Origin of the sequence: Fervidobacterium islandicum, from assembly GCF_000767275.3 — a bacterium.
Lineage (GTDB): Bacteria > Thermotogota > Thermotogae > Thermotogales > Fervidobacteriaceae > Fervidobacterium > Fervidobacterium islandicum.
Window position 1 is genome coordinate 987,783 of record NZ_CP014334.2, and the last position, 24,940, is coordinate 1,012,722.

General features: G+C 39.7%; 26 protein-coding genes and 1 tRNA gene. 13 read left to right on the top strand and 14 right to left on the bottom strand.

Translation table 11 applies throughout. The features are described 5' to 3' along the window. Window positions 1-38: 38 nt before the first annotated feature. The 4 genes from NA23_RS04635 to NA23_RS04650 form a co-directional block, all read right to left on the bottom strand. Window positions 39-704: a hypothetical protein gene (locus tag NA23_RS04635; protein ID WP_033190927.1), complete on the bottom strand. Its 666-nt coding sequence runs from the start codon at window positions 702-704 to the stop codon at window positions 39-41. A gap of 115 nt (window positions 705-819) precedes the next feature. Next, window positions 820-1,758 carry a CBS domain-containing protein gene (locus tag NA23_RS04640; RefSeq protein ID WP_033190926.1) on the bottom strand — a complete coding sequence of 313 codons (939 nt, stop codon included), beginning with the start codon at window positions 1,756-1,758 and terminating at the stop codon, window positions 820-822. A 50-nt stretch (window positions 1,759-1,808) separates the two neighbouring features. After that, entirely contained in the window at window positions 1,809-2,183 is a 375-nt protein-coding gene (locus NA23_RS04645) for a CoA-binding protein (protein WP_033192357.1), read from the bottom strand. Window positions 2,184-2,240: 57 nt separating this feature from the next. Further along, window positions 2,241-3,491 carry an HD domain-containing protein gene (locus tag NA23_RS04650; protein ID WP_033190925.1) on the bottom strand — a complete coding sequence of 417 codons (1,251 nt, stop codon included), beginning with the start codon at window positions 3,489-3,491 and terminating at the stop codon, window positions 2,241-2,243. Window positions 3,492-3,703: 212 nt separating this feature from the next. Here NA23_RS04650 and NA23_RS04655 point away from each other — a divergent pair. The 4 genes from NA23_RS04655 to NA23_RS04670 all read left to right on the top strand — a co-directional run bounded on the left by NA23_RS04655 (window position 3,704) and on the right by NA23_RS04670 (window position 5,922). After that, window positions 3,704-3,794: transfer RNA gene (locus NA23_RS04655), tRNA-Ser, on the top strand. A gap of 94 nt (window positions 3,795-3,888) precedes the next feature. After that, entirely contained in the window at window positions 3,889-4,350 is a 462-nt protein-coding gene (locus NA23_RS04660; RefSeq protein WP_033190924.1) for a ribosome maturation factor RimP, read from the top strand. 45 nt (window positions 4,351-4,395) lie between these two features. Beyond that, window positions 4,396-5,430 (top strand): transcription termination factor NusA, encoded by a 1,035-nt coding sequence (nusA, locus tag NA23_RS04665; protein ID WP_033190923.1) that lies wholly within the window; start codon window positions 4,396-4,398, stop codon window positions 5,428-5,430. Between the two features lie 33 nt (window positions 5,431-5,463). Continuing rightward, complete coding sequence (locus NA23_RS04670; RefSeq protein WP_033190922.1) at window positions 5,464-5,922, top strand: Fur family transcriptional regulator; 459 nt, start codon at window positions 5,464-5,466, stop codon at window positions 5,920-5,922. A 34-nt stretch (window positions 5,923-5,956) separates the two neighbouring features. On the opposite strand, the gene NA23_RS04675 is transcribed toward NA23_RS04670, so the two are convergent. From NA23_RS04675 to NA23_RS04700, 6 genes are all read right to left on the bottom strand, one after another. Continuing rightward, on the bottom strand, window positions 5,957-7,234 hold the full coding sequence (locus tag NA23_RS04675) for a ComEC/Rec2 family competence protein (protein ID WP_033190921.1): 1,278 nt from the start codon (window positions 7,232-7,234) through the stop codon (window positions 5,957-5,959). A gap of 27 nt (window positions 7,235-7,261) precedes the next feature. Beyond that, window positions 7,262-8,473, bottom strand: a complete 1,212-nt coding sequence (locus NA23_RS04680) for a 2,3-bisphosphoglycerate-independent phosphoglycerate mutase (RefSeq protein WP_033190920.1) — start codon at window positions 8,471-8,473, stop codon at window positions 7,262-7,264. 97 nt (window positions 8,474-8,570) lie between these two features. Continuing rightward, complete coding sequence (locus NA23_RS04685; RefSeq protein ID WP_033190919.1) at window positions 8,571-9,767, bottom strand: aminopeptidase; 1,197 nt, start codon at window positions 9,765-9,767, stop codon at window positions 8,571-8,573. Window positions 9,768-9,798: 31 nt separating this feature from the next. Continuing rightward, window positions 9,799-10,290 carry a hypothetical protein gene (locus tag NA23_RS04690; protein ID WP_033190918.1) on the bottom strand — a complete coding sequence of 164 codons (492 nt, stop codon included), beginning with the start codon at window positions 10,288-10,290 and terminating at the stop codon, window positions 9,799-9,801. Then, complete coding sequence (locus NA23_RS04695) at window positions 10,287-11,225, bottom strand: SPFH domain-containing protein (RefSeq protein WP_033190917.1); 939 nt, start codon at window positions 11,223-11,225, stop codon at window positions 10,287-10,289. Before NA23_RS04695 ends, NA23_RS04690 begins: the two co-directional genes overlap by 4 nt. Before the next feature lie 63 nt (window positions 11,226-11,288). Next, the gene (locus NA23_RS04700) at window positions 11,289-11,756 is read right to left on the bottom strand and encodes an NfeD family protein (RefSeq protein WP_033190916.1); all 468 of its coding nucleotides are present in this window, start codon (window positions 11,754-11,756) and stop codon (window positions 11,289-11,291) included. A 127-nt stretch (window positions 11,757-11,883) separates the two neighbouring features. Here NA23_RS04700 and NA23_RS04705 point away from each other — a divergent pair, with 127 nt between their 5' ends. Both NA23_RS04705 and NA23_RS04710 read left to right on the top strand, forming a co-directional pair. Beyond that, window positions 11,884-12,813, top strand: coding sequence for a DDE-type integrase/transposase/recombinase (locus NA23_RS04705; protein ID WP_033190915.1), 930 nt, complete (start codon window positions 11,884-11,886; stop codon window positions 12,811-12,813). A gap of 119 nt (window positions 12,814-12,932) precedes the next feature. Further along, on the top strand, window positions 12,933-13,862 hold the full coding sequence (locus tag NA23_RS04710; protein WP_062946226.1) for a DDE-type integrase/transposase/recombinase: 930 nt from the start codon (window positions 12,933-12,935) through the stop codon (window positions 13,860-13,862). 62 nt (window positions 13,863-13,924) lie between these two features. Here the strand turns inward: NA23_RS04710 and NA23_RS04715 are convergent, their stop codons facing one another. From NA23_RS04715 to NA23_RS04730, 4 genes are read right to left on the bottom strand one after another with little or no spacing between them, the layout of a single operon-like run. Further along, the gene (locus NA23_RS04715; RefSeq protein WP_033190912.1) at window positions 13,925-14,737 is read right to left on the bottom strand and encodes an HD-GYP domain-containing protein; all 813 of its coding nucleotides are present in this window, start codon (window positions 14,735-14,737) and stop codon (window positions 13,925-13,927) included. Between the two features lie 30 nt (window positions 14,738-14,767). After that, a complete protein-coding gene (gene thrS / locus NA23_RS04720; RefSeq protein WP_033190911.1) occupies window positions 14,768-16,699 on the bottom strand; it encodes a threonine--tRNA ligase in 1,932 nt (643 codons plus the stop codon). Beyond that, the gene (locus NA23_RS04725) at window positions 16,699-17,106 is read right to left on the bottom strand and encodes a hypothetical protein (protein ID WP_033190910.1); all 408 of its coding nucleotides are present in this window, start codon (window positions 17,104-17,106) and stop codon (window positions 16,699-16,701) included. The genes thrS and NA23_RS04725 overlap by 1 nt, the downstream gene beginning before the upstream one ends. 37 nt (window positions 17,107-17,143) lie before the next feature. Continuing rightward, window positions 17,144-17,686 carry an HD domain-containing protein gene (locus tag NA23_RS04730; RefSeq protein ID WP_033190909.1) on the bottom strand — a complete coding sequence of 181 codons (543 nt, stop codon included), beginning with the start codon at window positions 17,684-17,686 and terminating at the stop codon, window positions 17,144-17,146. Window positions 17,687-17,814: 128 nt separating this feature from the next. Here NA23_RS04730 and NA23_RS04735 point away from each other — a divergent pair, with 128 nt between their 5' ends. Genes NA23_RS04735 through NA23_RS04765 form a run of 7 tightly spaced genes read left to right on the top strand, consistent with a single transcriptional unit; the run spans window position 17,815 to window position 24,819 of the window. Beyond that, on the top strand, window positions 17,815-18,666 hold the full coding sequence (locus NA23_RS04735; RefSeq protein ID WP_033190908.1) for a PHP domain-containing protein: 852 nt from the start codon (window positions 17,815-17,817) through the stop codon (window positions 18,664-18,666). Between the two features lie 28 nt (window positions 18,667-18,694). Then, a complete protein-coding gene (locus NA23_RS04740) occupies window positions 18,695-20,641 on the top strand; it encodes an ATP-dependent helicase (RefSeq protein WP_084384040.1) in 1,947 nt (648 codons plus the stop codon). Between the two features lie 5 nt (window positions 20,642-20,646). After that, entirely contained in the window at window positions 20,647-21,462 is an 816-nt protein-coding gene (locus NA23_RS04745) for a DUF72 domain-containing protein (protein WP_052107019.1), read from the top strand. Then, window positions 21,449-22,114 carry an RNA polymerase sigma factor gene (locus NA23_RS04750; protein WP_427854519.1) on the top strand — a complete coding sequence of 222 codons (666 nt, stop codon included), beginning with the start codon at window positions 21,449-21,451 and terminating at the stop codon, window positions 22,112-22,114. Before NA23_RS04745 ends, NA23_RS04750 begins: the two co-directional genes overlap by 14 nt. Then, on the top strand, window positions 22,095-22,457 hold the full coding sequence (locus NA23_RS04755) for a hypothetical protein (RefSeq protein ID WP_033190907.1): 363 nt from the start codon (window positions 22,095-22,097) through the stop codon (window positions 22,455-22,457). Before NA23_RS04750 ends, NA23_RS04755 begins: the two co-directional genes overlap by 20 nt. A gap of 39 nt (window positions 22,458-22,496) precedes the next feature. Continuing rightward, window positions 22,497-23,237, top strand: a complete 741-nt coding sequence (locus NA23_RS04760) for a hypothetical protein (RefSeq protein WP_033190906.1) — start codon at window positions 22,497-22,499, stop codon at window positions 23,235-23,237. Further along, on the top strand, window positions 23,218-24,819 hold the full coding sequence (locus NA23_RS04765) for a radical SAM protein (RefSeq protein WP_033190905.1): 1,602 nt from the start codon (window positions 23,218-23,220) through the stop codon (window positions 24,817-24,819). The genes NA23_RS04760 and NA23_RS04765 overlap by 20 nt, the downstream gene beginning before the upstream one ends. The last annotated feature ends 121 nt before the right edge of the window (window positions 24,820-24,940 follow it).

Genomic DNA, 24,940 nt, shown 5'->3' on the forward strand with positions numbered 1-24,940 from the left:
ACCCCCTGCTCAACGCAGGGGGCATAGCGAATAGGTCTTTATTTCCTTTCCATCGGTGTTCCTTTTGTTGCTTCTGACAAAACTGCGTTGAGATTTTCGAAGAAATTAACACCTTGCTTTCCAAGTTCATCAACTTTTTGCTTTACTAACGCATCAATTTCAATGAGTTTCAAGATCTGAGCTGGGTCGTATACCAACAACACGTAGGTGAATGTTAGGTTGTCTCTCTTAACTTTCCACGCTGCAAATTCGTAGGCTCCAGATACTCTTCCCTCAGCAAAGAGCTCAGTAACTCTCTTGTAAGCATCAACCGATGCACTCACAAGCTCTTGCTTTTTTCCGGACACCTGAACATTTTGAAGCTGACCTTCAACAAGCTGTGCAAATGTCGTGACTTTTGCGTTCAAGAATTCAGCAATCTTTTGATAAGCACGAATCTTAGCCTTTTCTCTGTCCTGAGTTGTTCCCAATCCTTGCGCTTCGCCCTCAAATGCGATGAGTTGTCCTTTTTGAACAAGACTTTTCACACTGGCGGCCTTCGATTGATCAATGAAGACAATTTCCGCGTCATTTGGAATCTTCCAAACTTTGACACCGTCAACTTCGATGTACTTGTCCTTTGGCATCAGTAAAAAGATACCCCCTACAACAAGGGCAGCTGCAAGAACACCCACAAGAACCCACATCAGCATGTTGTTTTCCATACTAGCACCTCCTCAAAACCTGGTTGGGTTAAAAAATACCTATTCGTACAGCAATTTGCGACACCTACTAATTTAGACTCTCTCTTTGTTAAAATCGTTCATAGATTTATTAGGATTATTTGTTATTAATATAAAAGACCATTTCTACAACTACACCTTTTCCTTTTTCCGAAAGGACAACCATTTTATCTGAGAATCGTTTCATGTTCGGTAGTCCCATACCAGCACCAAATCCTAGTTCTCTTACGTAATCGGGTGCAGTAGAATACCCTTCCTTCATGGCAAGCTCAATATTCTCAATCCCTTTCCCTTTATCTTCTACTCTTACGATGATTCTATCAGGTGTTAGGAAACAAAAAATCTCTCCTTCGCTTCCGCTGTGTATCACAACATTTGTTTCCGCCTCGTACGTTGCAACGGCGACTCTTCTCACATCGTTTTCTGGTATGCCCTTACTTTGCAGGAATTTCTTGAGTTGGGCAGCCCCTATCCCGGCTAAGTTAACGTCGAAGTAGTCAATTTTGAAGTAAAAATCCGCTCCCTTCTTGTCAATTTCTTCACCGGTTACAAGAGATCTGTTCAGCGCATCTTTTTCCAAAACTTCCTTACGCCTTTCATCATGTAGATAAAGCAATCCCAATCTTGTTGCAACTGCGGCAAGTATGTCATTTTTTGTAACAATGCCGACAAGCCTTCCTTGGGTATCTACAACTGGAAATCTCCCGTACCTGAACCTTTCGAAATGTTTAATCACATCTTGTAAGGTTGAGTCCTCGCTTATACACACGACGTTTTTTGTCATATGTTGACTCACACTTTCGTTAAGCGTACCGTTCTCAAGACACTTGATGATATCTTCTATGCTTATTATCCCGATAACAACATTGTCATCATTGACAACAGGGACACCGGATATTCTCTTCAGTCTTAATATCTCCTTGACTTGAGCCACCGTTCTGTCTGGTTTTACGTAGATGACTTCTTTTGTCATAAACTCCTTTACACTCAGGTTTGCAAAGACTTTCTGCACTTTCTCCAGAATCTCGGTTGTCAAACGTGCCACCTCACATAGTGTTTATCTTATTATAGAGTTTTGTTAATCCCTCACCAATTAGTCTGAACCATAATGCATTTGATGAAAGAAAAGTCGGCATCTTGGAGCGTTTTTGAAAATTCAATTATCTCCCCAGATTCTGCACCAGGTTGGAACCAGAACTTGCGAAATCCTTTGTCGTATGCTTTCTTTAGCTCTTGAATCCCCACTTCCGGAGGTACGATAAATACAATCAAATCGACGTCATCTGGTAATTCTTCAACACTTTTATAAGTTCTTAGCCCTTCCACAACATCGTACCTTGGACTGACTGGCAGTACTTCAAATCCCTTTTTCTTCAAATCTCGAAGAACTATGTTCCCAAATTTTTCCGGATTTGTCGTTGCTCCGACGATTGCTACTCTCTTCACCTTTCTCAAATCGATGCCCATAATTTAATCACTCCTCTTTTATTTATTCAAATGCTCATTAAGGTTGTTAGGTTATTCCAATAAACTTTTTTCAAAGTCGTTTATATCTTTCTGAATTGAAGACATGAAGTTAATGCTTTCAAAATCGAAGCCGCCATACACAAGCTCTTTAAGTATACTGGCTGGTCCGGGGTCAAGAACCCCGTACGAAACAGCCCTCTGGACTTCTTCGTAAGCTTTTTCAGGGGTATTCGGACCACGGTAAGGCCTTGGCTCCAGCACGGCTACGAAATAATCTGCAACTTGCAATATCTTATCCTTAAACGTCATCTCTGAGCCTTTCAGTCTCCAAGGATACCCACTGCCATCAGTTCGTTCTTGATGCCTAACAGCGGGCCAAAACCAAGGTTCGTTTTCGTGTTCCAGAAGTATCAGGTAACTATAGTAAACATGCTTTTTCATTATGTCCATCTCAGAGGGTGTTAGTTTTCCTTTCTTTTCAAGAACACTTATCGGAGTTGTTATCTTACCTATATCATGAAACAGCCCTGCGACGAAAAATTCTTGTTCCTTAAGCAAAATTTCCTTAGCAATTGCGCCTGATAAGTTAGCGACGCGCCAACTGTGCGCACGGGTAAACTCACTTTTTGAATCAATTATGTAAGAGAGTACCGCTCCCATTTCGACAATCTCTTCAAAAGTCATAGGTTCTCGTAGATAGTAATCTTGAATTAATCTTTCCCTATTGAACCCTGCTTTGATGTCGTAAAGCATCCACCTAACGTATTCTTGTTTGAGGACACTAAGTGCTGCCTCGTACACAAAGTCAAAGAACCTGTTTTTTATTGCAGAAAGTGGGATGACGAAATCTTCGTAGGTCATCTCTTCATTGTTGACAAGCACATATTTGGATATTTCTTCACTAATCGATACGATGTTTGCTGCAATATCTTTAGTGGAATTTTCATTTAGATAATGTGGCAATGCATGGTGCAACAATATACTTGCGGACAAGTTCGGAAATTTTTTTGAAAGATAAGATATCTTCGAAACCTCGAACGCGGAGATGAGTGTATGATCTTTTGTAGGTGATTCAAATGTTTGAACATCTTCTTTGATAAGAAATTCGTTGTCGATATCGTCTAATAGAACTCCCTTGTGCGGAGTTAAAACACCTAAGTCATGTAAAGCACCACAGTAAAAAAGCTCAAGCTCATCAAGATTGAGCTCTTTCGCTATTTTTGAAGCGATGAATCCGACTTGTAGAGAATGGACACCGAATTTCGGAACAAACATTATTGTCTTCAGCAAGATGTCTATCAATTTTTTCACCTCTTTGTATATTATAACATAAGTGTGCTTAATTAAATTCTGTTTCCAAAAAGCTTTACATTACAAAAATCCACAAACAACATTTCTTTAAAGATAGGTTTTTATCTATTTTGGTTTCACAAGAAATGTAATGTCTTGATTTTTTCAGAACTTATGCTATAATTTCGTAGGAATTTGGCTCAAAAAGAATTTTAAGCTTCCCAGGAGAGGTGGCCGAGGGGTCTAAGGCACACGCCTGGAGAGCGTGCGGTGGCCATAAACCACCCGTGGGTTCAAATCCCACCCTCTCCGCCAGAAAGTTGTTGTTAGTTTCAATTGTATCAAAACCGGGACTATGGTCCCGGTTTTTCGGTTATCTTAAAGTCATGCTTTTTCAGGAGGTGGAAAAATGAGTTTGAGTCCTAAGGAAATTGAAGAGAGGGTATCTGAAATAGCCAAACCTATAGTTGAAGGATTTGGGCTGATGCTCTTTGATGTCAAATACAAGATGCAATCCGGTAGATGGGTACTCACAATAGTCATAGATAAACGCGAGGACTACGTTAGTACAAGAGACTGTGAATTGGTTTCATATGAAATCGAGAAACAACTTGACTCAACCGATTTGATTCCTGGCCGGTATTATTTGGAAGTATCTTCTCCAGGGCTTGACAGACCACTTAGAAGTCTTGAAGACTTCAAAAGGTTCGAAGGGAACTTGGCAAAGGTAAAGACTACTAAGACATTCAGAGGATACATAAAGAGTGTCAATACGGAAAATGGTGAAATTGTCTTAGAAGTAGAAGGTAAAGATGTAAAAATCAACTATAACGATGTTAAGTCTGCCAATTTGGAAGTAGATGTGTTTTAAACCCTAGAAAAAATCGAAAATTTAACATAGGAGGGCGAAAGGTATATGAACAGTCCAATGTTGTTAGAAGCGTTGAGAGAACTGGAAAAGGAAAAGGGTATATCAGTAGAGGAATCAATAAGCATCCTTGAAAAGGCCATTATGAGTGCTTACAAAAACAAAACCGGCGAAAGAAACGTTGAAATCGTAATCAACAGACTTTCCGGAGAAATTGAAGCTTATCAGCTACTCGAAGTTGTAGAAAAGGTTGAGAACGAGAATCTTCAAATATCACTTGAGGAAGCTCTGAAGATAAAGCCAGATGCTGTAGTTGGTGATATCATCAAGAAGAAGATGAATATAAAGAAACTTGGTAGGTTCGCCGTCCAAGTTGCAAAACAGGTTCTTATTCAAAAGATAAGAGAAATAGAAAAAGAGAAACAATACGAAAGGTACTCTGAATTGATCGGAAGGGTAGTTGTTGCTGAGGTTCTCAAAGTCACTCCAGAATGGCTCGACATTAGAATTGGAAAACTCGAAACGCATCTACCGAAGAAGGAATGGATTCCAGGTGAAGAATTTGAACAGTCCGACTTAATCAAAGTCTATGTGAGAGAAGTGAAAAGAGATAAGAAAGGGCCTAAGATCATAGTATCCAGAACAGATCCCGAGTTTGTCGTTGGTCTTTTGAAACTGGAGGTGCCAGAAATAGAACAGGGTATAGTAGAGATTGTCAAAGTCGTCAGGGAACCGGGTGTTAGGACAAAGATAGCTGTTACTTCAAAGGATCCAAAAGTTGATCCCGTTGGAGCATGTATAGGACATGAAGGTTCCAGAATTGCAGCTGTCTTGCGTGAAGTGAAGATGGAAAAGATAGACATCATTAAATGGTCAGACGACCCGAAAGAACTCATAGCAAACGCCCTCTTGCCAGCCTCAGTCATCGATGTTGAGATTTTAGATTACGAATCAAAGGCGTCAAGGGTTCTTGTTGCTCCTAATCAACTTTCACTTGCAATAGGAAAAGCTGGACAAAACGCAAGGTTAGCAGCAAAGCTAACTGGCTGGAAGATAGATATCAAACCTGTTATGAACGCATAACTTCTAAATCGAAGCGAATAAAGGAGAGATAATATGCATGTAGACAACCTTAAAAAGGAGCTCAGGGACAGAAAGTACAGAATGACACCACAGCGAGAACAAGTATTGAAGGTGTTCATCGAAACGAACAGTGAGCACTTAGGCGCTGAAGAGGTTTATAGATACCTTGTAAGCAAGAAGCTAAATGTAAGCAAAGCAACAGTTTACAGGACCATAGATTTACTCGTCGAACTTGGTTTTCTGAGAAGGCTGCAGTTTGATGAAGGGGTTTATCGTTATGAGCTCGTCGACAGGGAAGGTAAACATTCACATTTCATCTGTAATTCATGTGGTATGATATACGAACTCAAGGGAGAACTCTCTCCAGACAATGTGATGAAAAGTTACATCGATTTTCTCAAAAGTAAGGGGTACCTTGTCGATGAGATCGATCTAAAATTCAGAGGAATATGCCCGAAATGTGCCAAGGGTATTAAGAAAAGCAAAAAGTGAAGGAATAAAGCGAAAATTAGCAGGAGTTGTCTTTTTAAGACGACTCCTGCTTTTGTTTTTTCAGTTCAAATACAAATCCCATGTATAAAATAAAAGACATTGCAAATGCGATGGTGATTATCGGGTGCTGGGGTATCGTTGGCAACTTAGCAAACCAATTGGCGACAATTTGAATAAACCATGCAAACGGCTTTAGTGCATAAAGTATGAACGCACTAAGGAAAAAGAGATTGCAACTAAAAAGAACATAACTTGTTGTAAGTCCGAAAAGCAAAACTTGAACAGGTATCGAAACCAACATTGTCGCTATTATAGAGAACGGATTTACAGGATTTATCAAAGAAACATATGGAGCGCTACCAAGAAATCCTCCAATATTTGAAAGAAAGTTATTTTCGGAAATCAGCACTCCTAATGTTGCAAAGAATGTCATGTAAAACGAAAGAGAATAAACTATCTCCGGATTAAACAAAACCATCCCTGTTCCAACAAGTGAAACGATATTTACCGCGTTCACTTTGTAATCTGCAAGTCTTAATAGTGCCGCAAAATAAAGCATTATCAGAGCACGCAGGGAAGGTAAATTTAACCCAGAGCCTATTACAAAAATCGTTGGAAACGTCAGCGAGAGCATGACTCTAAGCCACTTTCTGTACGTAAACATTCCAATAACGTACGCCGTGAACAGATAGAGTAACGAAACATGCATACCAGAAACACAGAAAATGTGAAGTAAACCACTCTTAGCGAAATTCTCATCACGCGAATTAGCGCCAAATAGGTTTTGATAAAACGGATCTACATTGTTTGTAAAGTTCCTATATCTTTCGAAGTGTTCAAAGACTCTTGCAGATAAAGATTCATAATTCGTCACCGTTGCACAATAATCGGTTTTTGCATAATATATCGGATAAGCACCTTTTCTTTTCAGTTGACCAATAAAATAAACTATCGTTCCGAGCTTTTCTTCTTCGTATATAAGTACATCAACTCCCATCCTTCGCCATCGTTTACCATCAAAGAATGATAAACGGAGGATACTGGAACCATTTTGTACCGCCTTTACTGTTCCAACAAACTCTACCGATTTGTTGGAGAAATCGATGTTACTAATGAAAGCCATATTTGACAATATGAAAATCAACAAGAATACAGCAACTTTCGGCTTCTTGAAGATTGCAAGAGCAACTGGAATAACCAAAAAGAAAAGTGGGAACTTGAAGTAAGTTCCCATCAATGCTCCTAAAATTGCCCCGCCAAAATAGTAAAAAGAAGTAAATGAGACGTTAAGTGTTTTGTTGTTCTTCCCCAACCCTTTCCCCCAAACTCGCTTTAAAACTTATGCACCAAATTTTTCTAATCTTCCTGCATAGGCAAGAATTAGGTTCATAACATCGGTCGCGTGAATTGTACCAAGTGTGCCACGGGCACATTCGAACTCATTAAAAGCTTTCGAAAGTCCTTTTCTTGTGTGTTTAGCACAGAACATTATTGGGACTGGATGGAATGAATGACCTTTCATTGCACATGGTGTGGAGTGGTCGCCAGTAACAACAAGAACATCTGGATTGAGAGCAAGAATATCTGGAATAACCTTATCAACGTTCTCAATAACATGGACCTTTTCGTCAAATTTCCCATCTTCACCGTAAGAATCTGTCTTCTTCACATGAACAAAGAAGAAATCGTAGTTATTCCATTCCTGTTTCAATGTTTCTATCTCATCCTCGATGGTTTGCCCAGTTGGGATAATGGTCATTCCAACAAGTTTCGCAAGTCCCTTATACATTGGATAAACCGCAATTGCACCTGCTTTGAGCTTGTAAACTTCCGGGAATTGCGGAAGCTTCGGATACTTAGAAAAGCCTCTAACGAGTGCAAAATTCATCTTCGGTTCATCTTTCAAAACTTCCTTAATCCTGTCAAGCAGCTTGTTTACAATCCTTGCTGTCTTTTCTGCTTCAGTTGAAAGAGCAGATGTGTATTTTATTGGTTTTCCTTCTTTTTGTGGGTCTGCATCTTCAATATTATCAGACAGCCCCTCACCTGTGAGTTTCAGCACGAACCTGTGTTCTTTACCAGGATAGAAAGTCACTTTGACATCTTCAATTTCCATTATGTGAGCGTTCAACTTTTCCACTACTTTAGCGCTCTCTTCAGTTGATGGTCTACCAGCTCTTCTATCCACAACAATATCTCCATTTATGGTTGCAAAATTACCTCTTGCAACGACATCGAGTTCCCCAACCTCTATGTCTTCACCAAGGGCTTCAAGGATACCACGGCCAATTTGATATTTAATTGGATCGTATCCAAACAATCCAAGATGTCCAGGTCCGCTGCCAGGTGTTATTCCATGCATCACAGGAATTGTCTGACCCAGATCACTCATCTGAGCAACTTTGTCAAGGTTTGGTGTGTTGGCTTTCATAAGAGGTGTTAATCCCTCTTCATTTGGCAAATCACCGATACCGTCCATAACAAGAAGAACAATCTTAGAAGCGTTCGGCGAAATTAGTTCATGTACGAACTGTTGTTTGTCAAAACTCATACCGTCTACCTCCCTTAAGCAAAATGCATTTTGCAAGTTAGTGATATTATTCACATATTATTATACCATACTTTTAGAAGTCTTCCAGACAGTTTAACTAAATCTTCCAAAGTCCGTTTTCCATAAGTAAGTACTCTTTTCCATCCTTTATTCCATAGACATTCATCTTATCGTTTCCGATCATAAAGTCTACGTGTGTAAGGCTTATGTTAATACCTTCTTTTTCTGGATCACCGCTGAAGTTTTCAACACAAGTTGGATAAGCTCTTCCTAAAGCAAAATGAGAAGCAGCATTTTCATCATATAGTGTATTGTAGAATATCTTATTTAATTGATAAATAGGTGAAGTCACATCAACAAGCGCTACTTCGCCTAAATACGCAGCTCCTTCGTCTGTGTTGATTAGTTCTCTTAGTACGTCCTTTCCTTTTTCAGCATCAAAATTTACAACCTTTCCGTCTTTGAATTCAAGCCAGAAATTGTCAATTATATTCCCTTGGTAAACAAGTGGCATACTACTTGATACTTTTCCATTGACTCCGTATTTATAGGGCGCAGTGAAGACCTCTTCAGTAGGAATATTCGGCAAGAACGGTACACCGTCTACATCGTGTTCAATACCGCTCAACCACAGGTGGTTCTTCGGAAGCTCCACGGTTAAATCCGTTCCTGGTCCTTCGTATCTGAGAGCTTCGAATTTCATGCTGTTTAAATAATCTTTGCGCCTCTTTAAGGCTTCCAAGTGGGTAAGTAGTTTTTCGTATCCGTTCTCATCTATTCTTGCCATAAACATGATGTCTTTCCATAACGGTTCGACATCTTCACTCCCGTAAACCTTCTTTGCCCACTCTGGGTTTGGTACACCTGCAACACACCATCTGTTCTTATTCATCATCGTTCTTTCCATTATTTCTCTAAAAGCAATTTGCCTGGCTTTTGTAGCTGCTCCAATCCTGTTTGCTGGTACATCTGCAAGTAAATCTGCGTACGAGCCGACAAGTGATATCGTGGCTGCTCCATCTTCGAGAAAGCTTTTTGGCATCTCAACTTCCCAGTTATATATGTGGGTGATTACATCTTCCGGTGCTTTCAAAAGTTTCTGCCTTGCAATATACGTATCGTTCCAAACAACAAGCACTTCTTTGGCCCCAAGGTCGTAAGCTTGTTCCACAAGTGCTCTAACAAAATCTTTATGGTCTACTGAGGTATTCACAACGAGTCTTTGCCCGCTTTGAAGGTTCACTCCAACTTTCAAAATAGCTTGTGCGTAGTTTATAAGTAAATTCTTATCCATAAGAAAACTATCTCCTTTCTCAACGTTTAATTTAATCTGCTTGGAATAACGTCAAAACCAAACCTACAATCAGAGAAAAAAAACCTATATCGGAAGCGTAGTTAGTAAGTGAAACAAGAAAGCCAATCAAACAAAGCACGTAAAACTTCAGAAGGTTCGCAAACAGCTTACCGAGGTTACGCTCAAGGATAAAGAGAGAATATTCGTTATGACTTACACCAAGCGAAAGTATGAGGAGTCTGAAACGTCTGTCTATAGAATAAACTCCTACGAGCAATTTGTATATCAGAAAGACTGTGGCTAAAGCGGAAAAGAGCGAAAATGCAACTATCAAATCGTCAACGTAATACCAAAGCAAAGCAAGAACACCGAGTGTCATTATGTCATTGAAAAAATAGAGGGGCTGGTACCGAAACGTAGCCCTTCTAGAGATTATACTGAACGAAATAAACACAGCAAAAAAACTACCAATAAGTGTGCTTATTAATGAACCAAAGATGATATTTAAAAACGTCTTTATCATTTCTCTTTCTTTTCCTCCGACTTTTTCTGTTCTTTTACTTGCGAGTCTTTGAAGAGTTCAGCTATTGCTCCCACCGATGAGAGAACTGATGATGTTTCCAAAGGTAAGAATATCTTAGTTGCTTGTCCGTTAGCGATTTCCTTGAGAGTCTCAAGATACCTAATTGCAATAAGATCATTTGTCGGATTACCTTCGTGGATCGCTTTAAAAACGTTAGCAATGGCAAGTGCCTGACCTTCCGCTTCGGCAATAAGCCTGTATTTGTTCGCTTCAGCAACCCTCTTGATTGCTTCAGCCTCTCCCTCGGCCTTCAGAATAGCTGCTTGCTTTTCACCTTCTGCTTTGAGAATCTCAGACTGCCTGATACCTTCTGCTTCCAATATCGCAGCTCTCTTTGTTCTTTCTGCTTTCATCTGCTTACTCATTGCTTCCATAATATCTTTTGGAGGATCTATCTTTTTGATTTCAACACGTGTAATCCTTATACCCCATTTATCAGTTGCTTCGTCAAGAACTGTTCTGAGCTTCGTATTTATACTTTCTCTTGATGTCAGTGTTTGGTCTAACTCGAGCTCGCCTATTACATTCCTCAAGTTCGTTTGAGCCAACTTAATTGTAGCGAATTCGAAGTTGCTTACGTTGTATACGGACTTGAAGGCATCCGTTACCTCGTAATAGATAACCGCATCAACAACGACAACAACGTTGTCTTTTGTAATAACCTCCTGAGGAGGAACGTCTATGACATGCTCTCGCATGTCTACTTTTATCATCCTATCGAAAAAAGGAATGATAAAGTGTAGCCCAGACTTAACTTCTTTTTTGAACTTTCCAAGCCTTTCGATTAAACCACGTTCGTACGGTCTTACGATCCTGATACCTGTTGCTGCAATAATCAACAGCAAGAACGCAATTGCAATTAAAACAATATACATAGTGCTCCCCTCCTTCTTAAGTTCTTAAAATACTTTCACTCAATTTATGCTGTCAGACCTGTTTTATCCATCTAAATTCTCCAAGTCCGACGTTTTGCGCAACGGTTTTACAACCACGTGTGCACCTTCTACCTTTTCTATAACCACCTTTTCACCTTGAGGAATAACTATATCATCGTCGTAAGACATCGCGCGCCACATATCACCACTTACCTTCACCACACCTTTACCTATCTTATTGTCAATTTGCTCCATGACTATCGCTTCTTTTCCAACGATTTCATCCACGTTTATACTTCTAACTTCTTCACCTGTTATCTTCTTTGCAAGTTTTCTCGTTGACAAAACGAGTATCCCTGATACTATTATGAAAGTGAGCAGCTCGAAAACGGTGTTCTCGTAGAAATAAGCGACAACTGCGGCTGCTAAACTACCAAGCCCGAACCAAAATACGAAAAATGTCGGTGTGAATATTTCCAAAACCATTAGTAGAACACCAAGAATGATCCAAAACGAAACGGGTGTAATCATAAAAATCCCCCCTTAGAAGCTCGGATGCTGTTAACTAAAAGTATTGAAAATTTCCAAAAACCGTATTATCTTCTTATTAGTGGAACACCCCCCACCATCAATTCTCACAAAAAGGAGGTACTCCACTATGCAAAATTCTGTAGTCTCTTGCCCCAAATGCGGCTCTACCAACATCTACAAAAACGGTCATGATAAGTACGGTAACCAACAATACTTTTGCAAAGACTGTAAGCGCACTTTCAGACTTGTTCATTCAAAAAAACACAAGCTCTTCTCTTTCCCTTATCCTAAATGCCCTGTCTGTGGAAAAACTATGCAAATCCACAAAATCAAAAAAGCCTTCGTTAAGTTCCGTTGCCGTTCTTGCCATACCAGAGACGAAATCCCAACTAACTTACCTCAATTTGTCCCTCTTCCTTTCGACTCTTTCAAGTTCTTCCGTTTCCCTATCTTTATTGTCCTTAAAGCCTTCGTCCTTTATTTCAAAGCTGTGTCCTTGCGTTCCATCAGAGACTCACTTAATATCAAAGTCTCTCATGTCGCTATCTACAAGTGGATCCTTAAGTTGTCTTGTTTCTTTTCCATCCTCGTTCCTGTAGATGCTTTCAAAGTCCATGGTGATGAAACTGTCGTTTTGTTTAAATCCAAAAAGTACTATGTTTGGTTCTTAGTTGACCATGAGACGAATCTTATTGTTGCTTGGCATGTATCCAAATATCGCGATATGGGTCAAGTGAAGATATTGTTAGAGAAGTTCTTTGGTAACAACGAAAGAACAATCGAACTAATTACAGATGGACTTGGTGCATATGGTGCAGTGAAGATACTATACAAGAATATCAATCATATTGTTGTGAGACTTGGGCAAAACAATCAATGTGAATCGAAGTTTTCGTTATTCCAAGACTTTGTACGAGCCAAGCGTGGATTTAAGAATATTGACAATCTTCCAATGTACGTAAACAGTTTTTGTGTAGTGAGAAATCTCTTGAAACTGAATGGCAATGATATTGCGCGTGTTATGAGTGTTCTATTGTCTTCCATCACTACAAGTTAACAGCATCGAAGCTCGGATGCTGTTAACTAAAAGTATTGAAAATTTCCAAAAACCGTATTATCTTCTTATTAGTGGAACACCCCCCACCATCAATTCTCACAAAAAGGAGGTACTCCACTATGCAAAATTCTGTAGTCTCTTGCCCCAAATGCGGTTCTACCAACATCTACAAAAACGGTCATGATAAGTACGGTAACCAACAATACTTTTGCAAAGACTGTAAGCGCACTTTCAGACTTGTTCATTCAAAAAAACACAAGTTCTTCTCTTTCCCTTATCCTAAATGCCCTGTCTGTGGAAAAACTATGCAAATCCACAAAATCAAAAAAGCCTTCGTTAAGTTCCGTTGCCGTTCTTGCCATACCAGAGACGAAATCCCAACTAACTTACCTCAATTTGTCCCTCTTCCTTTCGACTCTTTCAAGTTCTTCCGCTTCCCTATCTTTATTGTCCTTAAAGCCTTCGTCCTTTATTTCAAAGCTGTGTCCTTGCGTTCCATCAGAGACTCACTTAATATCAAAGTCTCTCATGTCGCTATCTACAAGTGGATCCTTAAGTTGTCTTGTTTCTTTTCCATCCTCGTTCCTGTAGATGCTTTCAAAGTCCATGGTGATGAAACTGTCGTTTTGTTTAAATCCAAAAAGTACTACGTTTGGTTCTTAGTTGAGCACGATTCGAATCTTATTGTTGCTTGGCATGTATCCAAATATCGCGATATGGGTCAAGTGAAGATATTGTTAGAGAAGTTCTTTGGTAACAACGAAAGAGAAATCGAACTAATCACTGATGGACTTGGTGCGTATGGTGCAGTGAAGATACTATACAAGAATATCAACCATATAGTTGTGAGACTTGGGCAGAACAATCAATGTGAATCTAAATTTTCGTTATTCCAAGACTTTGTACGAGCCAAGCGTGGATTTAAGAATATTGACAATCTTCCAATGTACGTAAACAGCTTTTGTGTAGTGAGAAATCTCTTGAAACTGAACGGGAATGATATTGCGCGTGTTATGAGTGTTCTATTGTCTTCCATCACTACAAGTTAACAGCATCGAAGCTCGGCTGAAGATCGGGCAAAGGTTCCTCACTCTTCTTTAGCCTCATCTTCTCATTCTATACTTACTTTATGAACATCCTTCACGAATCTTACAAACTGTTCCACGAGTTTAGGATCAAAGAAAGTCCCTGCAAGGTTCTTTATTTCCCTAACAGCTTGCTGTGGAGTCTTGATTTCGCTATCCCAATCAGCAGATACAAAGTTCGTAACTTCATCGTAGTAATTGAGAATAGCGATTATCCTTGCAAAATAAGGTATCTCTTCACCTTTCAATTTATCTGGAAATCCTTTCCCATCCCAACGTTCATGATGGTGTCTAACTGTAGGGATATACTTCCACAAGCTTTCGTGAATCGTGAGGTAAATCGTTCCCATCGTAGGGTGGTCCTCGTAATGGGTCTCAAAAGTTCTAATCCTTGTCGGCGAGTAGAGCATCAGTTGCTCAATCGCTATTTTTCCAACATCGTGCAAGAATGCATGATTTCTGAGTTCCTCGACTTTCGATTCTTCCCAACCAAGGTATCTGGCAAATTCTTCGGCCAATTTAGCAACCCTCTGTGAATGAGAAAATCCATTCTTGTCCTCAACTTCCGTTAGAACGATTATGTTGACAAAGAGTGATCTTAAGAGTTCTTCAATTTCTTTGTCTTGAGGTGTAAATAGGCCTGCTTTCTTTGCGTAATACTGAAGGACAAAGCCGTAGTCAGACTCGTTGTCCTCAAACTGAGCTATTAATCTACCTTTCTCCCTAACACTGATATACCCGTTTTCTTTTAATATACAAATACCCTGACTTGGATCTTCGCATATCGGCTCTTTGCCAAACGCTTCTTTAAAAAGTTTTACAAGTTCCTCAGGTAACAAATTATCACCACCTTCTTCCTTCGGATTTACTTAGTAGCTCAACGAAATTCTTCTTAAGGTTATCTCATCTTTAACCTTTGCGATGAATTCTTCAACATCTACATCATGAATGTCTTTTCCTTCACGCGTTCTGATCGATATCTTTCCAGATTCCTTTTCTTTCTCCCCGACAATTATCATGTATGGTACTTTTCTCATCTGGTTTTCTCTTATCCTGTAACCGAGTGTTTCATTACGGTCATCCAACTCAACCCTAATTTCACTTTCGTTCAGCCTTATGGTTAATTCTTTTGCATAATCAGAGTACTTTTCAGAAACTGGTAGTACAACAGCTTGAACTGGAGCAAGCCACGTTGGAAATGCGCCAGCGTAATGCTCAATAAGAATACCAAAGAATCTTTCAAGTGAACCGTAGAGAGCTCTGTGAATCATAACTGGTCTTTTTTCACTTCCATCTGCATCTTTGTAGGTAATTTCAAAGCGCTCCGGCATCTGGAAATCTACTTGAATAGTTGCACATTGCCATTCCCTACCAATCACATCCCTGACGTGGAAGTCGATCTTAGGGCCGTAAAAAGCACCTTCACCTTCAGCAACAACGTAAGGCACCTTTGTTTCCTCGAGTGCATTTCTAAGCGCTTCTGTAGCCTTTTCCCAAGTTGCCTCGTCACCCATATGATCTTCTGGCATGGTGCTGAGTGTTGCACGGTAGGTGAAACCAAAGATACTATACAATTCATCGATGAACCGGACCACGTTAGTAACTTCTGTGACTACTTGGTCTTCTCTACAGAAAATATGCGCATCATCTTGTGTGAACGTTCTAACCCTCAAAAGTCCATGCAACACGCCTCCGCGTTCATACCTATGAACCCTACCGAACTCAAATAGCCTGATTGGAAGGTCCTTATAAGAGACCGGCTTGTTCTTGTAGATAAGTATGTGACCTGGGCAGTTCATTGGTTTTACAGCGTAGGTAACATCTTCTTTTTCAGTGAAATACATGTTATTTTTGTAATGATCCCAGTGTCCACTTTGACGCCACAGTTTTTCATGCATTATTAAAGGAGTCCCGACCTCTTTGTAGCCGTACTTTTTGTGAAGCCTTCTTGAAAGGTTCATAAGTTCCAAAAGAACAGTCATACCGTACGGTAAGAATATAGGCATACCCGCAGCAACATCTGTGTTTATGAAGAAAAGCTCGAGTTGCGGTCCAAGCTTTCGATGGTCTCTTTTCTTTGCCTCTTCAAGCATCTTTAAATAGTTTTCAAGGTCTTCCCTTTTCGAAAACGCCGTACCGTAAATCCTCTGTAGCATGGGGTTCTTCTCGTTACCACGCCAATATGCTCCAGAAACGGAGAGCAATTTGAAGTGTTTTACCTTACCAGTGCTTGGAAGGTGTGGGCCTCGGCAGAGGTCAACGAATTCACCTTGTTTGTAGAAACTCACTTTTTCATCTGGAATTTCCTCTATCAGCTCCACTTTGTAAGTTTGCCCTCTTTGTTTCATAAATTCTATAGCCTCGGCTTTCGGTAGTTCAAATCTTTCTATTTTCAGATCTTCTTTGATTATCTTTCTCATCTCTTCTTCAATCTTTGGCAAGTCTTCCTCTGTTATTTTCGCATCTTGTATGTCGAAATCGTAATAAAAACCGTTCTCAATGGTTGGACCTATTCCAAGCTTTACCTTGTCAGCACCGTAAATTCTCATGACAGCCTGAGCCATAATATGAGACATTGTATGTCTGTAGATCTCCGTAGCTTCAGCATCATCTAACTTAATTATTCTCAGTTCGCAATCAAAATCAATAGGTCTTTCCAAATCCCATAGCTGACCATTAACGATTGCTCCGGCGGCATTTCTCCACAGACCTTCAGATATTTCCTTTGCTACTTGACCTGGTGTCACGGGTCCGTCGTAAGTTTTTATACTTCCATCGGGTAGTCTTACTTGCATAATCATCAAGCACCTCCAAACTCGAGTTTTTTGTATATGTAAGCAAACAATGCACAATCAAGAACAAAACCGTAGATTAACGCAAACGGTTGTGCATAGTAATACGGAATCAAGAACAAAATCGCCTGCAACAGAGATGCACTCCACGGGTAATAAAACACATCTTTATACAATTCTATCACAACAATTACCAACGTCAGAATAACCCAGAGAATTGTCAACCGCTGATAAGCAAAACTCTGGTAAAAGAGAGAGAATAAAAACAATCTCATGACCTTAGACTTCAAATTCTTTTCATCAATCTCCACAACAGACTCAAGCAAAAAATACAACGGTACAAGGGTAAAATATTCTTTGAAAACGTTATCTACAAGTACACAGGAAATCGAGATAATCCAAAGCAATGGCTCCATGCTCACACCTCAACAATTAAGAATAAAAAGCGAAAGCTCACAAACCAATTTCGTTGGCTATCTCTTTCATAGCTTCCAAAGAAAGAGCGTAAAATTCTTCCAAACTTAGTCCGATATCTTCGCAAGATTTCATCTGTTCTCTGTTGGCTCCCTTAGCAAATCCTTTCTCCTTGAACCTGTTGAGCAAAAATGGTACGTCAACAACGTTGAGTTTCTTTTCTGGTCTTATCAACGCAGCAGCGACGATAAAACCACTTGTTGGGTCCACCGCGTAAAGTGCTCTTTCCATAAGTGTTTCCGGCGTTTTCTTTTCACAGTGTGCAAGAATGGCATTCTTTATCTCTTCGGTTACAGAATCTCCAAGAATCTCCACACTTTTGAAACCATGTTCTTCTGGTTTATCCTTCGTATAATCGTAATCCAAATCGTGGAGTAAGCCAGCAAGTCCCCATACTTCTTCATCTTCACCAAAATGACGAGCTAAACGTCTCATAATGGCTTCACAAGCCAAACAATGGTTTATCAAGTTTCTGTTTGTTACGTGAGTTTTGAGAAGTTCCAAAGCTTCTTCCCTAGTCAAGGCAATCCCTCCATTTTAGTGTTCTAAGATTTTAAACTATGTGCTCGTATCTTTAATTTAGTATACCATAAAACGTGGTATAATAAAACGTGGAAATTAAAAAGATTAAATAGGACGGAGGGATCAAATTGGTTCTGGACCTTCACACTCATACAACAGCTTCAGATGGTACACTAAGACCTATGGAGCTGATTCAAAAAGCCAAACTGATAGGCTTAGAAGTTCTAGCTATAACTGACCACGATACGGTGAGTGCTTTTCACCAGGTTGATGATTCTGCTTTCAAGGATCCTAAGTTATTACTTGTACGTGGTGTTGAAATAAGTGCCGAATATCCAACAGATAGTCTGCACATTTTAGGGTACAATTTCAGAGATTCTGAAAAGGTAGAGAAGGTTTTAAATGAACTAATCGAATATCGGAACAAAAGAAACGAACTAATCCTTGAGAAAATGAACCAGCACGGTTTTAATGTCACAATGGAAGAGCTGAAACAGATAGCCAAAGGCAAGGCTGTCGGCAGACCTCATTTTGCTCGCTTGATGGTGGAAAAAGGATATGTACAAAGCTTAGACGAGGCATTTCAAAAATATTTAAAAGACGGCGGACTGTTTTTTGTAGAGAAAAAAAGGCTAAAACCTGAAGAAGCGATTGATTTAATAAAAGAAGCTGGTGGAATAGCTATACTGGCGCACCCTTATCAGATGCTTCGTGATGGAAAACCTTATCCAATTGCTCCAGGTGTAGAATCATTGGAGGATTTGATTAGATATTTAGTTTCAAAAGGTTTAGATGGTATAGAAGCGTATTACTCAACACATATGCCGGGTCAAATAGAAGAGTTGCTATATATCGCAGAGAAATACAACCTCTTAATCACCGCAGGAAGCGATTTCCACGGAGACAACAGACCAAATGTAAAGCTCGGGATGAACGTTCCTTACAGACATATTGGTAAGTTTTTATCTAAGCTGTTTTAAAGATGACTTTACAGTGGTGGTGTGAAGGATGAAACAAGACAGAGAAATAAAAGAGTACAAATTGGAAACTAGGGAGAGCACAGGCACTAAAATTGTAGATGAGATAATGAACGAACTCGATGCAGAACAACGGAATGCGGTTTTGAATTCTTTTGGTAAGAGTGTTGTCATAGCCGGTCCGGGTAGCGGGAAAACACGTGTAATAACTTATAAGATAGCGTATTTACTTGCAAATGGAGTAAAACCTTCGGATATATTGTTAGTTACATTTACGCGTGCCGCAGCAAGGGAAATGATAGAGCGCGCTGAAAAGGTTACCAAGAGAGAACTTTCTGGAATGCTTGCTGGAACGTTCCATCACGTTTGCAATGTGTTGCTTAGACGGTATGGTTCAGCCATAGGTATAAAATCGAATTTCACAATTTTAGATGAAGATGACTCTGTTGATTTGATGAAGTTTGTAAGAAGCAAGTTTGTAACATCAAAGCAGATGAGCAAAGCACTACCTACGCCGAATGAACTTTATTCTCTCTATTCCTACATGAACAATACCCTGCAAACACCTTACGAAGTCGTAGTTAAACGCGCAAAAAGATGGATTAATGTTATCGATATAATAGAGAAAATTTTCGAAGAGTACATCACGGAAAAAGAAAAACAGAACGTACTAGACTACGACGATTTATTACTTAAGATGCTCAGACTTTTGGAAGAAAACTCGGATATCCGCCAACGTATTTCATCGCAATTCAAATGGATTCTTGTTGATGAATTTCAGGACACCAATATACTTCAACTGAAGATTGTTCAGTTGCTCAGTCAGGTGCATAGCAACCTTTTTGTTGTTGCAGATGATGCACAAAGCATTTATTCATTCAGGGGCGCAAGATTTGAGAATGTAAAGGAAATCATGGACGGTGCGAATGTTTTCAAGATCCAGACGAACTACAGAAGCACGGACAAAATCGTCGAATTGGTGAATTCGATGATACCAAGGTCAGCGGTGCCGAAAAAGTTGAGGGCAGTTCGTCAAAGCCTTCAAAAACCAGTTGTTGTAAACACGTACGACCACTTTGATGAAGCGAGATTCATCGCTCAAAGGATTATAGAACATGTAAACGAAGGAGCAAATTACCGTGATATAGCGGTTATTTACAGAGCGCATTCTCATTCTTTAGAGTTACAGCTTGAACTCTCAAAACGGAACATACCGTTTAGGTTGCTTTCAGGCTTACGGTTCACAGAAACCGCACATGCCAAGGACGTTATTGCGTTTCTTAAGATTATGGAAAACCCTTACGAAATCATCTCCTGGATGAGGATATTGAAGATGCTGGATAACGTTGGCGATGTGAAAGCTGAGAAAATCGCAAATGACATTACAGCAACTGAAGATCCTATAGGCCAGTTCCTGAAGTTGAACGTTAAAAGCTCAAATATAGATGAGCTAAAAAACGTGATTTATAAATCCCTTGGTAAAGGTCCCAGTGAGCAAATAAGAAATTTCTACGAAGATTTTTATCGGAACATTTTGGAATACCACTACCAAGACTTCAGAGATAGGGAAGAAGATATTGAAAGACTTATCGAAATGGCCTCATTCTATGATTCTACTGAAGAGTTTTTGAGTGAACTGATTATTTCTGAAGCAAGGGAAGCAGAACTTGACAGAAATGAGGAAGAAGGGGGAAAAGTAACACTTACAACAGTTCATCAGGCAAAGGGTTTAGAGTGGAAAATAGTTTTTGTCATTGGTGTCAATCCGGGTGACTTCCCCCACTTTTTGGCCTTGAAAGATGGTTCAATTGATGAGGAAGAACGCTTGTTCTACGTTGCTATAACGAGGGCTAAAGATATGCTTTACATCACACATTCCGTTCTTTCACGTAGCGATTATTTCAAAGCAGGGAAAATTGAACGAGACTTCGTTGAGGATATTCCTCCCTACTTGGTTGAATACTGGAGGGTTAGGTAGCTAGGATGAGTTTGACAGAAAAGAACATGACTTGGTTCATCGGAACAAGCGGCTTTTCTTTCAGTGATTGGGTTGGAACAGTTTATCCTGATTACATAAAACCAGGTGAGATGTTCACCTATTATTGGCAGCATTATGGATTCAATGCCGTTGAGCTGAACTACACATTCTATCAAATGCCTTCGTACCGGACTATCGTATCTTTGCTGAGAAAATCACCACCTGGTTTCAAGTATGCAGTAAAGTTGCACGGCTCAATAACACACGAGAAAAATCTGGAAAATGTTCAAGAATTTCTTCGAAGTACCGATATTATAAAGCAAGAGGGTAAGCTTATAGGATACCTGGCTCAGTTCCCATACATGTTCAAATATTCTAAAGAAAATGTAGATTTTCTAAAAAGACTGGCCGAAACAATGACCGGGGCTGAGCTTTTCATAGAGTTTCGAAGTTCAACATGGGTCGAGAGGGATGATATTGTTCTGCTGATTCAAGAATTCGAATCGCAAGTTCACGTAGTCGTTGTTGATTTACCAAAGTTACCTGGTTTATATCCATTCAACACCTTTTACAACACCGATGAGGATTCAACATATATTCGCTTACATGGTCGAAATTCTAACTGGTTCACCGCCGACGAAAAAACGCGTTATGATTACAACTATTCTGATTCTGAACTGAGGGAGATTGCAGATGAAATTTCTTCTCTAGCCTCGTCGAAGCGATTTGTTTTTTTCAATAACTGCTATCGTGGGCAAGCTCTGAAAAATGCACTTCTGTTTAGAACACTTGTGGGTGGTGAGAAGATTGGAATTTTTTAAGCCTTCGGATGGAAAAAATACTTCGAATATTGAACGATTTGAGAGTGGCAACGGTCAAAATAATTGGAGTGATGAGAAAAAGCTGATAAAAGCCTTAGCGAAGGGTGATGAAGAAGCTTACAGGTACTTGTACAGAACTTACGCTCCAAAAATAGGTGCTTTAGTTAAAAGCTTTTTGGGTTCTGATGACATTGATGATGTAATTCAGGAAGTCTTTTTAAGAGTGTACAAAGGCATCAAGAAATTTCGCGGAGATTCTAAATTGTCAACGTGGATATATAAAATAGCGATGAATGTGTGCAACAACTTGTATAAAAAGCTCAAAAATAATAGCATACTGACCGATTTTGAGGAAGGATCAAGTGACGAAGAGTACAATGAGTACCACTATCAGCTCAGTTCTGAAGAAGACATCAAAGAAGAATTTTCAGCTGAGATAGTGTCGAGAAAGATTAAGGAAGCGTTGGATAAGTTAAGTCCCGAAGATAGAGCTTTGTTGTACATGAAAGAGGTCGATGGATTAACGTACGCAGAGATAGGTAAGATTTTGGACAAACCAGAAGGAACTATAAAGAGCAAGCTCCACTATATAAAAAAGCAACTGAAATCTTTTTTAGGGGAGGCATTAGGTGATGAACAAGAGGAACTTTGATAGCGAAAAAGCAAGCTCATTCGCAAAAATCATTGCCAATGAATACTCATACAAACCAGGGCCACTAATGGAAGAAAAGATAATTAGAGAAATAAAGAAAAGCAAATTGAGAAAAATGTTTTTTAGAGTAGCTTTGGTAGTTGTTATAGGACTTATTGTTATCTTCTCAAAATTTGAAGCTTTAGAACTGTCTATACTTAAGGAAAGGATTTCAGCAAAATTGCCAAACACTGGTAACAGTCCTACATTATCAACGGAACAAGTTAAAGAGAGTGAGAATAACAACGACCTGCTCTTTAAAATGCTAAAATACGTGGCAATAGCAAGTGATGGGAACTGGTAAGATCTTGAAGTTACCCACAGAAGGTTAGGTGAGGTTAAGTTGAAAAACAAACAGAAGCTTAACTCTTTGCTTTTTACTCTTATTATGCTTACTGTCTTTTGTTTCTCCACGCATCTTTTTTCGGACGGATATTATGTTCGAATGGTTTACGAAACGAGCAAGGCTGGTACGTTTATGCGTTCCGAAGAAGTCTACGAAAGTGGGGATTACAAAATTGTCTTTGTTACAAGCCCTGAAAACTTTGTGTGGGTCAGGCTGAAAGACAAATATTACATAGGTGACTCAAATGTGTTGTTGAGAAGCTTCCAGATAAAAGACTTGGCAGACATTGCATACGAATATGTAAAGGCCAAAAGGCTGGATATAACAAAGGATGGAGTGTACAAGTTCAACGAGGAGTCGTTTTCCTTGGAAATCTTCGTTGTGTCCGGAGAAATAATGCGTGTTGTTCGGACAGTAGCCGATGTCACAACCACCATGTATATAAACAAATTTCCAAAACAGTTTGACATAAGGAGCTTACTCGCCAAATATAAGTTTGTGGATGACACGCCATTTCCAGAGGAAATTTACTCCCTTTCAAAGTTTTTCCTGTGGGCCACAACTTCTCAGGGAAAAGATCTCATAAGAATCTCTGGCTACGACAAAAACGGCAAGGTACTTGAACTGGAAATAAACAAAACATCTGGTGACTTTAAAGTTGGGAACTACTATATAAAGATACTAAAAGCATCCGAAGCTACAGCAAGGGAGATAAAAAATGCGTTGCGCAATTATTGACGGTTATGTAGACGAACCTGCGGTTTTGGGTGTTCCTCCCTACATCAGTACATACGTTAGATACGTGGCTGGTGTGTTTGTGCTAAAAGGATACGAAGTGGATTATTATACAATAGACGATGTGCGTGCCAAGGACCTATGGCACGCATTTTCTAGTTATGATTACGTAGTCATTATCGGTGGAACAACAGTACCAGGAAAGTATATCGGTGGAACACCTATAAACCCCAAAGAAGTAACTAAGATATTCAACCATGCCAAATCGTCTTACAGAATACTGATGGGAGCCATCGCAAAAGCGTTTGCAGACTCTGGTGGAAAACTAGCCAAAGAAACATCAAGCATAGATTCCGACGAATTTGTCGAAGATATCGCGAAGTGGGTTGCAGATAACCTTTCGGAAGAGTATACGAAAGCAATAAGATTGGCATCAATTGCTGGAGCTGCTGTGGTGCTTCAGCATCCGAGATACCCTTACGTTATAGCTGAAATAGAGGTCTCTTTAGGGTGTGAAAGAAGAACATACTGCACGTTCTGCACAGAACCGCTGTTACATCCAAAGTTCTTTTCGCGCCCAGTTAAGGATATTGTCGATGAAATCGCTGAACTTTACAACCATGGAATTCGTGCCTTCAGACTTGGCAGAAGTGCGAATATTATTGCTTTTGGAAGTGACTGGAACGGTAATAAGATAAATCCCACCGCTGTTGAGGAACTCTACAGTGGCATAAGAAATTCTTGCCCAGAGTTAAGAGTTCTGCATACGGATAACGCAAATCCTACCTACATTTCTCGAAACCTTCCTCATTCAGCAAGAATAATCGAAACTATCGTACAATTCAACACCGCAGGAGATATCTTGTCGTTTGGCGTCGAGAGTTTTGACCCAGTTGTTAGAAAGAAGAACAACTTAGATGGAGAAGTTGGAGATATCGATATTGCTGTGAAGGTGGTTAACGAAATTGGCGCGGTGCGGGATAAAAATGGTATCCCAAAATTGCTTCCGGGGATAAACTTAATATTTGGATTGTTCGGTGAAACCAAGAAAACTTATGAGATAAACTACAAGAAACTTTTAGAGTACTTAGAGCATGGGTTTTTACTTAGAAGAATAAACCTCCGCCAGCTGATGATTTTCCCAGGTACGCCTATTTATTATCTATCAAAACGGAGAACACTCAAAGTAAACAAACAACTCTTTGAACACTATAAATACCTTATCAGAAACAACATAGACAACCCTATGCTCAAACTGGTATTCCCCGTGGGATGTGTTATTGAGAACGTGATACCGGAATTCAAGGAAGGAAGACTTACATTTGGCAGGCCCCTGGGAACATACCCAATTCTCGTGGGTGTCCCTGCTGAATTTGACAGACCATCCGACATAGTGATAGTCGGACATGGACAAAGGTCAGTAACTGGCGTTAGAAGAATTCCTCTGGCTGCACTAACTTTCGAAGAATTGACAGCCTTGCCTGGTATTGGTGCTAAGAACGCGTACAGAATAAAATCCGAAGATTTCTCCACCCTTGATCACAAAACAGTTCAATTTATAAACGAACATTTTAGAAACGATTGAACCACACTCGATAGATTGTTGATTTCAAGTGGGATTTACTAATCCTGTCTTACCACCAGAAAATTTTGTTGCAAAAAACAAAGAGATATTTGCTATAATTTGAACAGAGATAATACAATCG

Excerpts from the sequence above, each read along its gene's own strand:
- NA23_RS04635 (WP_033190927.1), bottom strand. The coding sequence starts at position 704 with ATGGAAAACAACATGCTGATGTGGGTTCTTGTGGGTGTTCTTGCAGCT.
- NA23_RS04660 (WP_033190924.1), top strand. The coding sequence starts at position 3,889 with ATGAGTTTGAGTCCTAAGGAAATTGAAGAGAGGGTATCTGAAATAGCC.
- nusA (WP_033190923.1), top strand. The coding sequence starts at position 4,396 with ATGAACAGTCCAATGTTGTTAGAAGCGTTGAGAGAACTGGAAAAGGAA.
- NA23_RS04670 (WP_033190922.1), top strand. The coding sequence starts at position 5,464 with ATGCATGTAGACAACCTTAAAAAGGAGCTCAGGGACAGAAAGTACAGA.
- NA23_RS04680 (WP_033190920.1), bottom strand. The coding sequence starts at position 8,473 with ATGAGTTTTGACAAACAACAGTTCGTACATGAACTAATTTCGCCGAAC.
- NA23_RS04685 (WP_033190919.1), bottom strand. The coding sequence starts at position 9,767 with ATGGATAAGAATTTACTTATAAACTACGCACAAGCTATTTTGAAAGTT.
- NA23_RS04690 (WP_033190918.1), bottom strand. The coding sequence starts at position 10,290 with ATGATAAAGACGTTTTTAAATATCATCTTTGGTTCATTAATAAGCACA.
- NA23_RS04695 (WP_033190917.1), bottom strand. The coding sequence starts at position 11,225 with ATGTATATTGTTTTAATTGCAATTGCGTTCTTGCTGTTGATTATTGCA.
- NA23_RS04700 (WP_033190916.1), bottom strand. The coding sequence starts at position 11,756 with ATGATTACACCCGTTTCGTTTTGGATCATTCTTGGTGTTCTACTAATG.
- NA23_RS04705 (WP_033190915.1), top strand. The coding sequence starts at position 11,884 with ATGCAAAATTCTGTAGTCTCTTGCCCCAAATGCGGCTCTACCAACATC.
- NA23_RS04710 (WP_062946226.1), top strand. The coding sequence starts at position 12,933 with ATGCAAAATTCTGTAGTCTCTTGCCCCAAATGCGGTTCTACCAACATC.
- thrS (WP_033190911.1), bottom strand. The coding sequence starts at position 16,699 with ATGATTATGCAAGTAAGACTACCCGATGGAAGTATAAAAACTTACGAC.
- NA23_RS04725 (WP_033190910.1), bottom strand. The coding sequence starts at position 17,106 with ATGGAGCCATTGCTTTGGATTATCTCGATTTCCTGTGTACTTGTAGAT.
- NA23_RS04740 (WP_084384040.1), top strand. The coding sequence starts at position 18,695 with ATGAAACAAGACAGAGAAATAAAAGAGTACAAATTGGAAACTAGGGAG.
- NA23_RS04745 (WP_052107019.1), top strand. The coding sequence starts at position 20,647 with ATGAGTTTGACAGAAAAGAACATGACTTGGTTCATCGGAACAAGCGGC.
- NA23_RS04755 (WP_033190907.1), top strand. The coding sequence starts at position 22,095 with ATGAACAAGAGGAACTTTGATAGCGAAAAAGCAAGCTCATTCGCAAAA.
- NA23_RS04765 (WP_033190905.1), top strand. The coding sequence starts at position 23,218 with ATGCGTTGCGCAATTATTGACGGTTATGTAGACGAACCTGCGGTTTTG.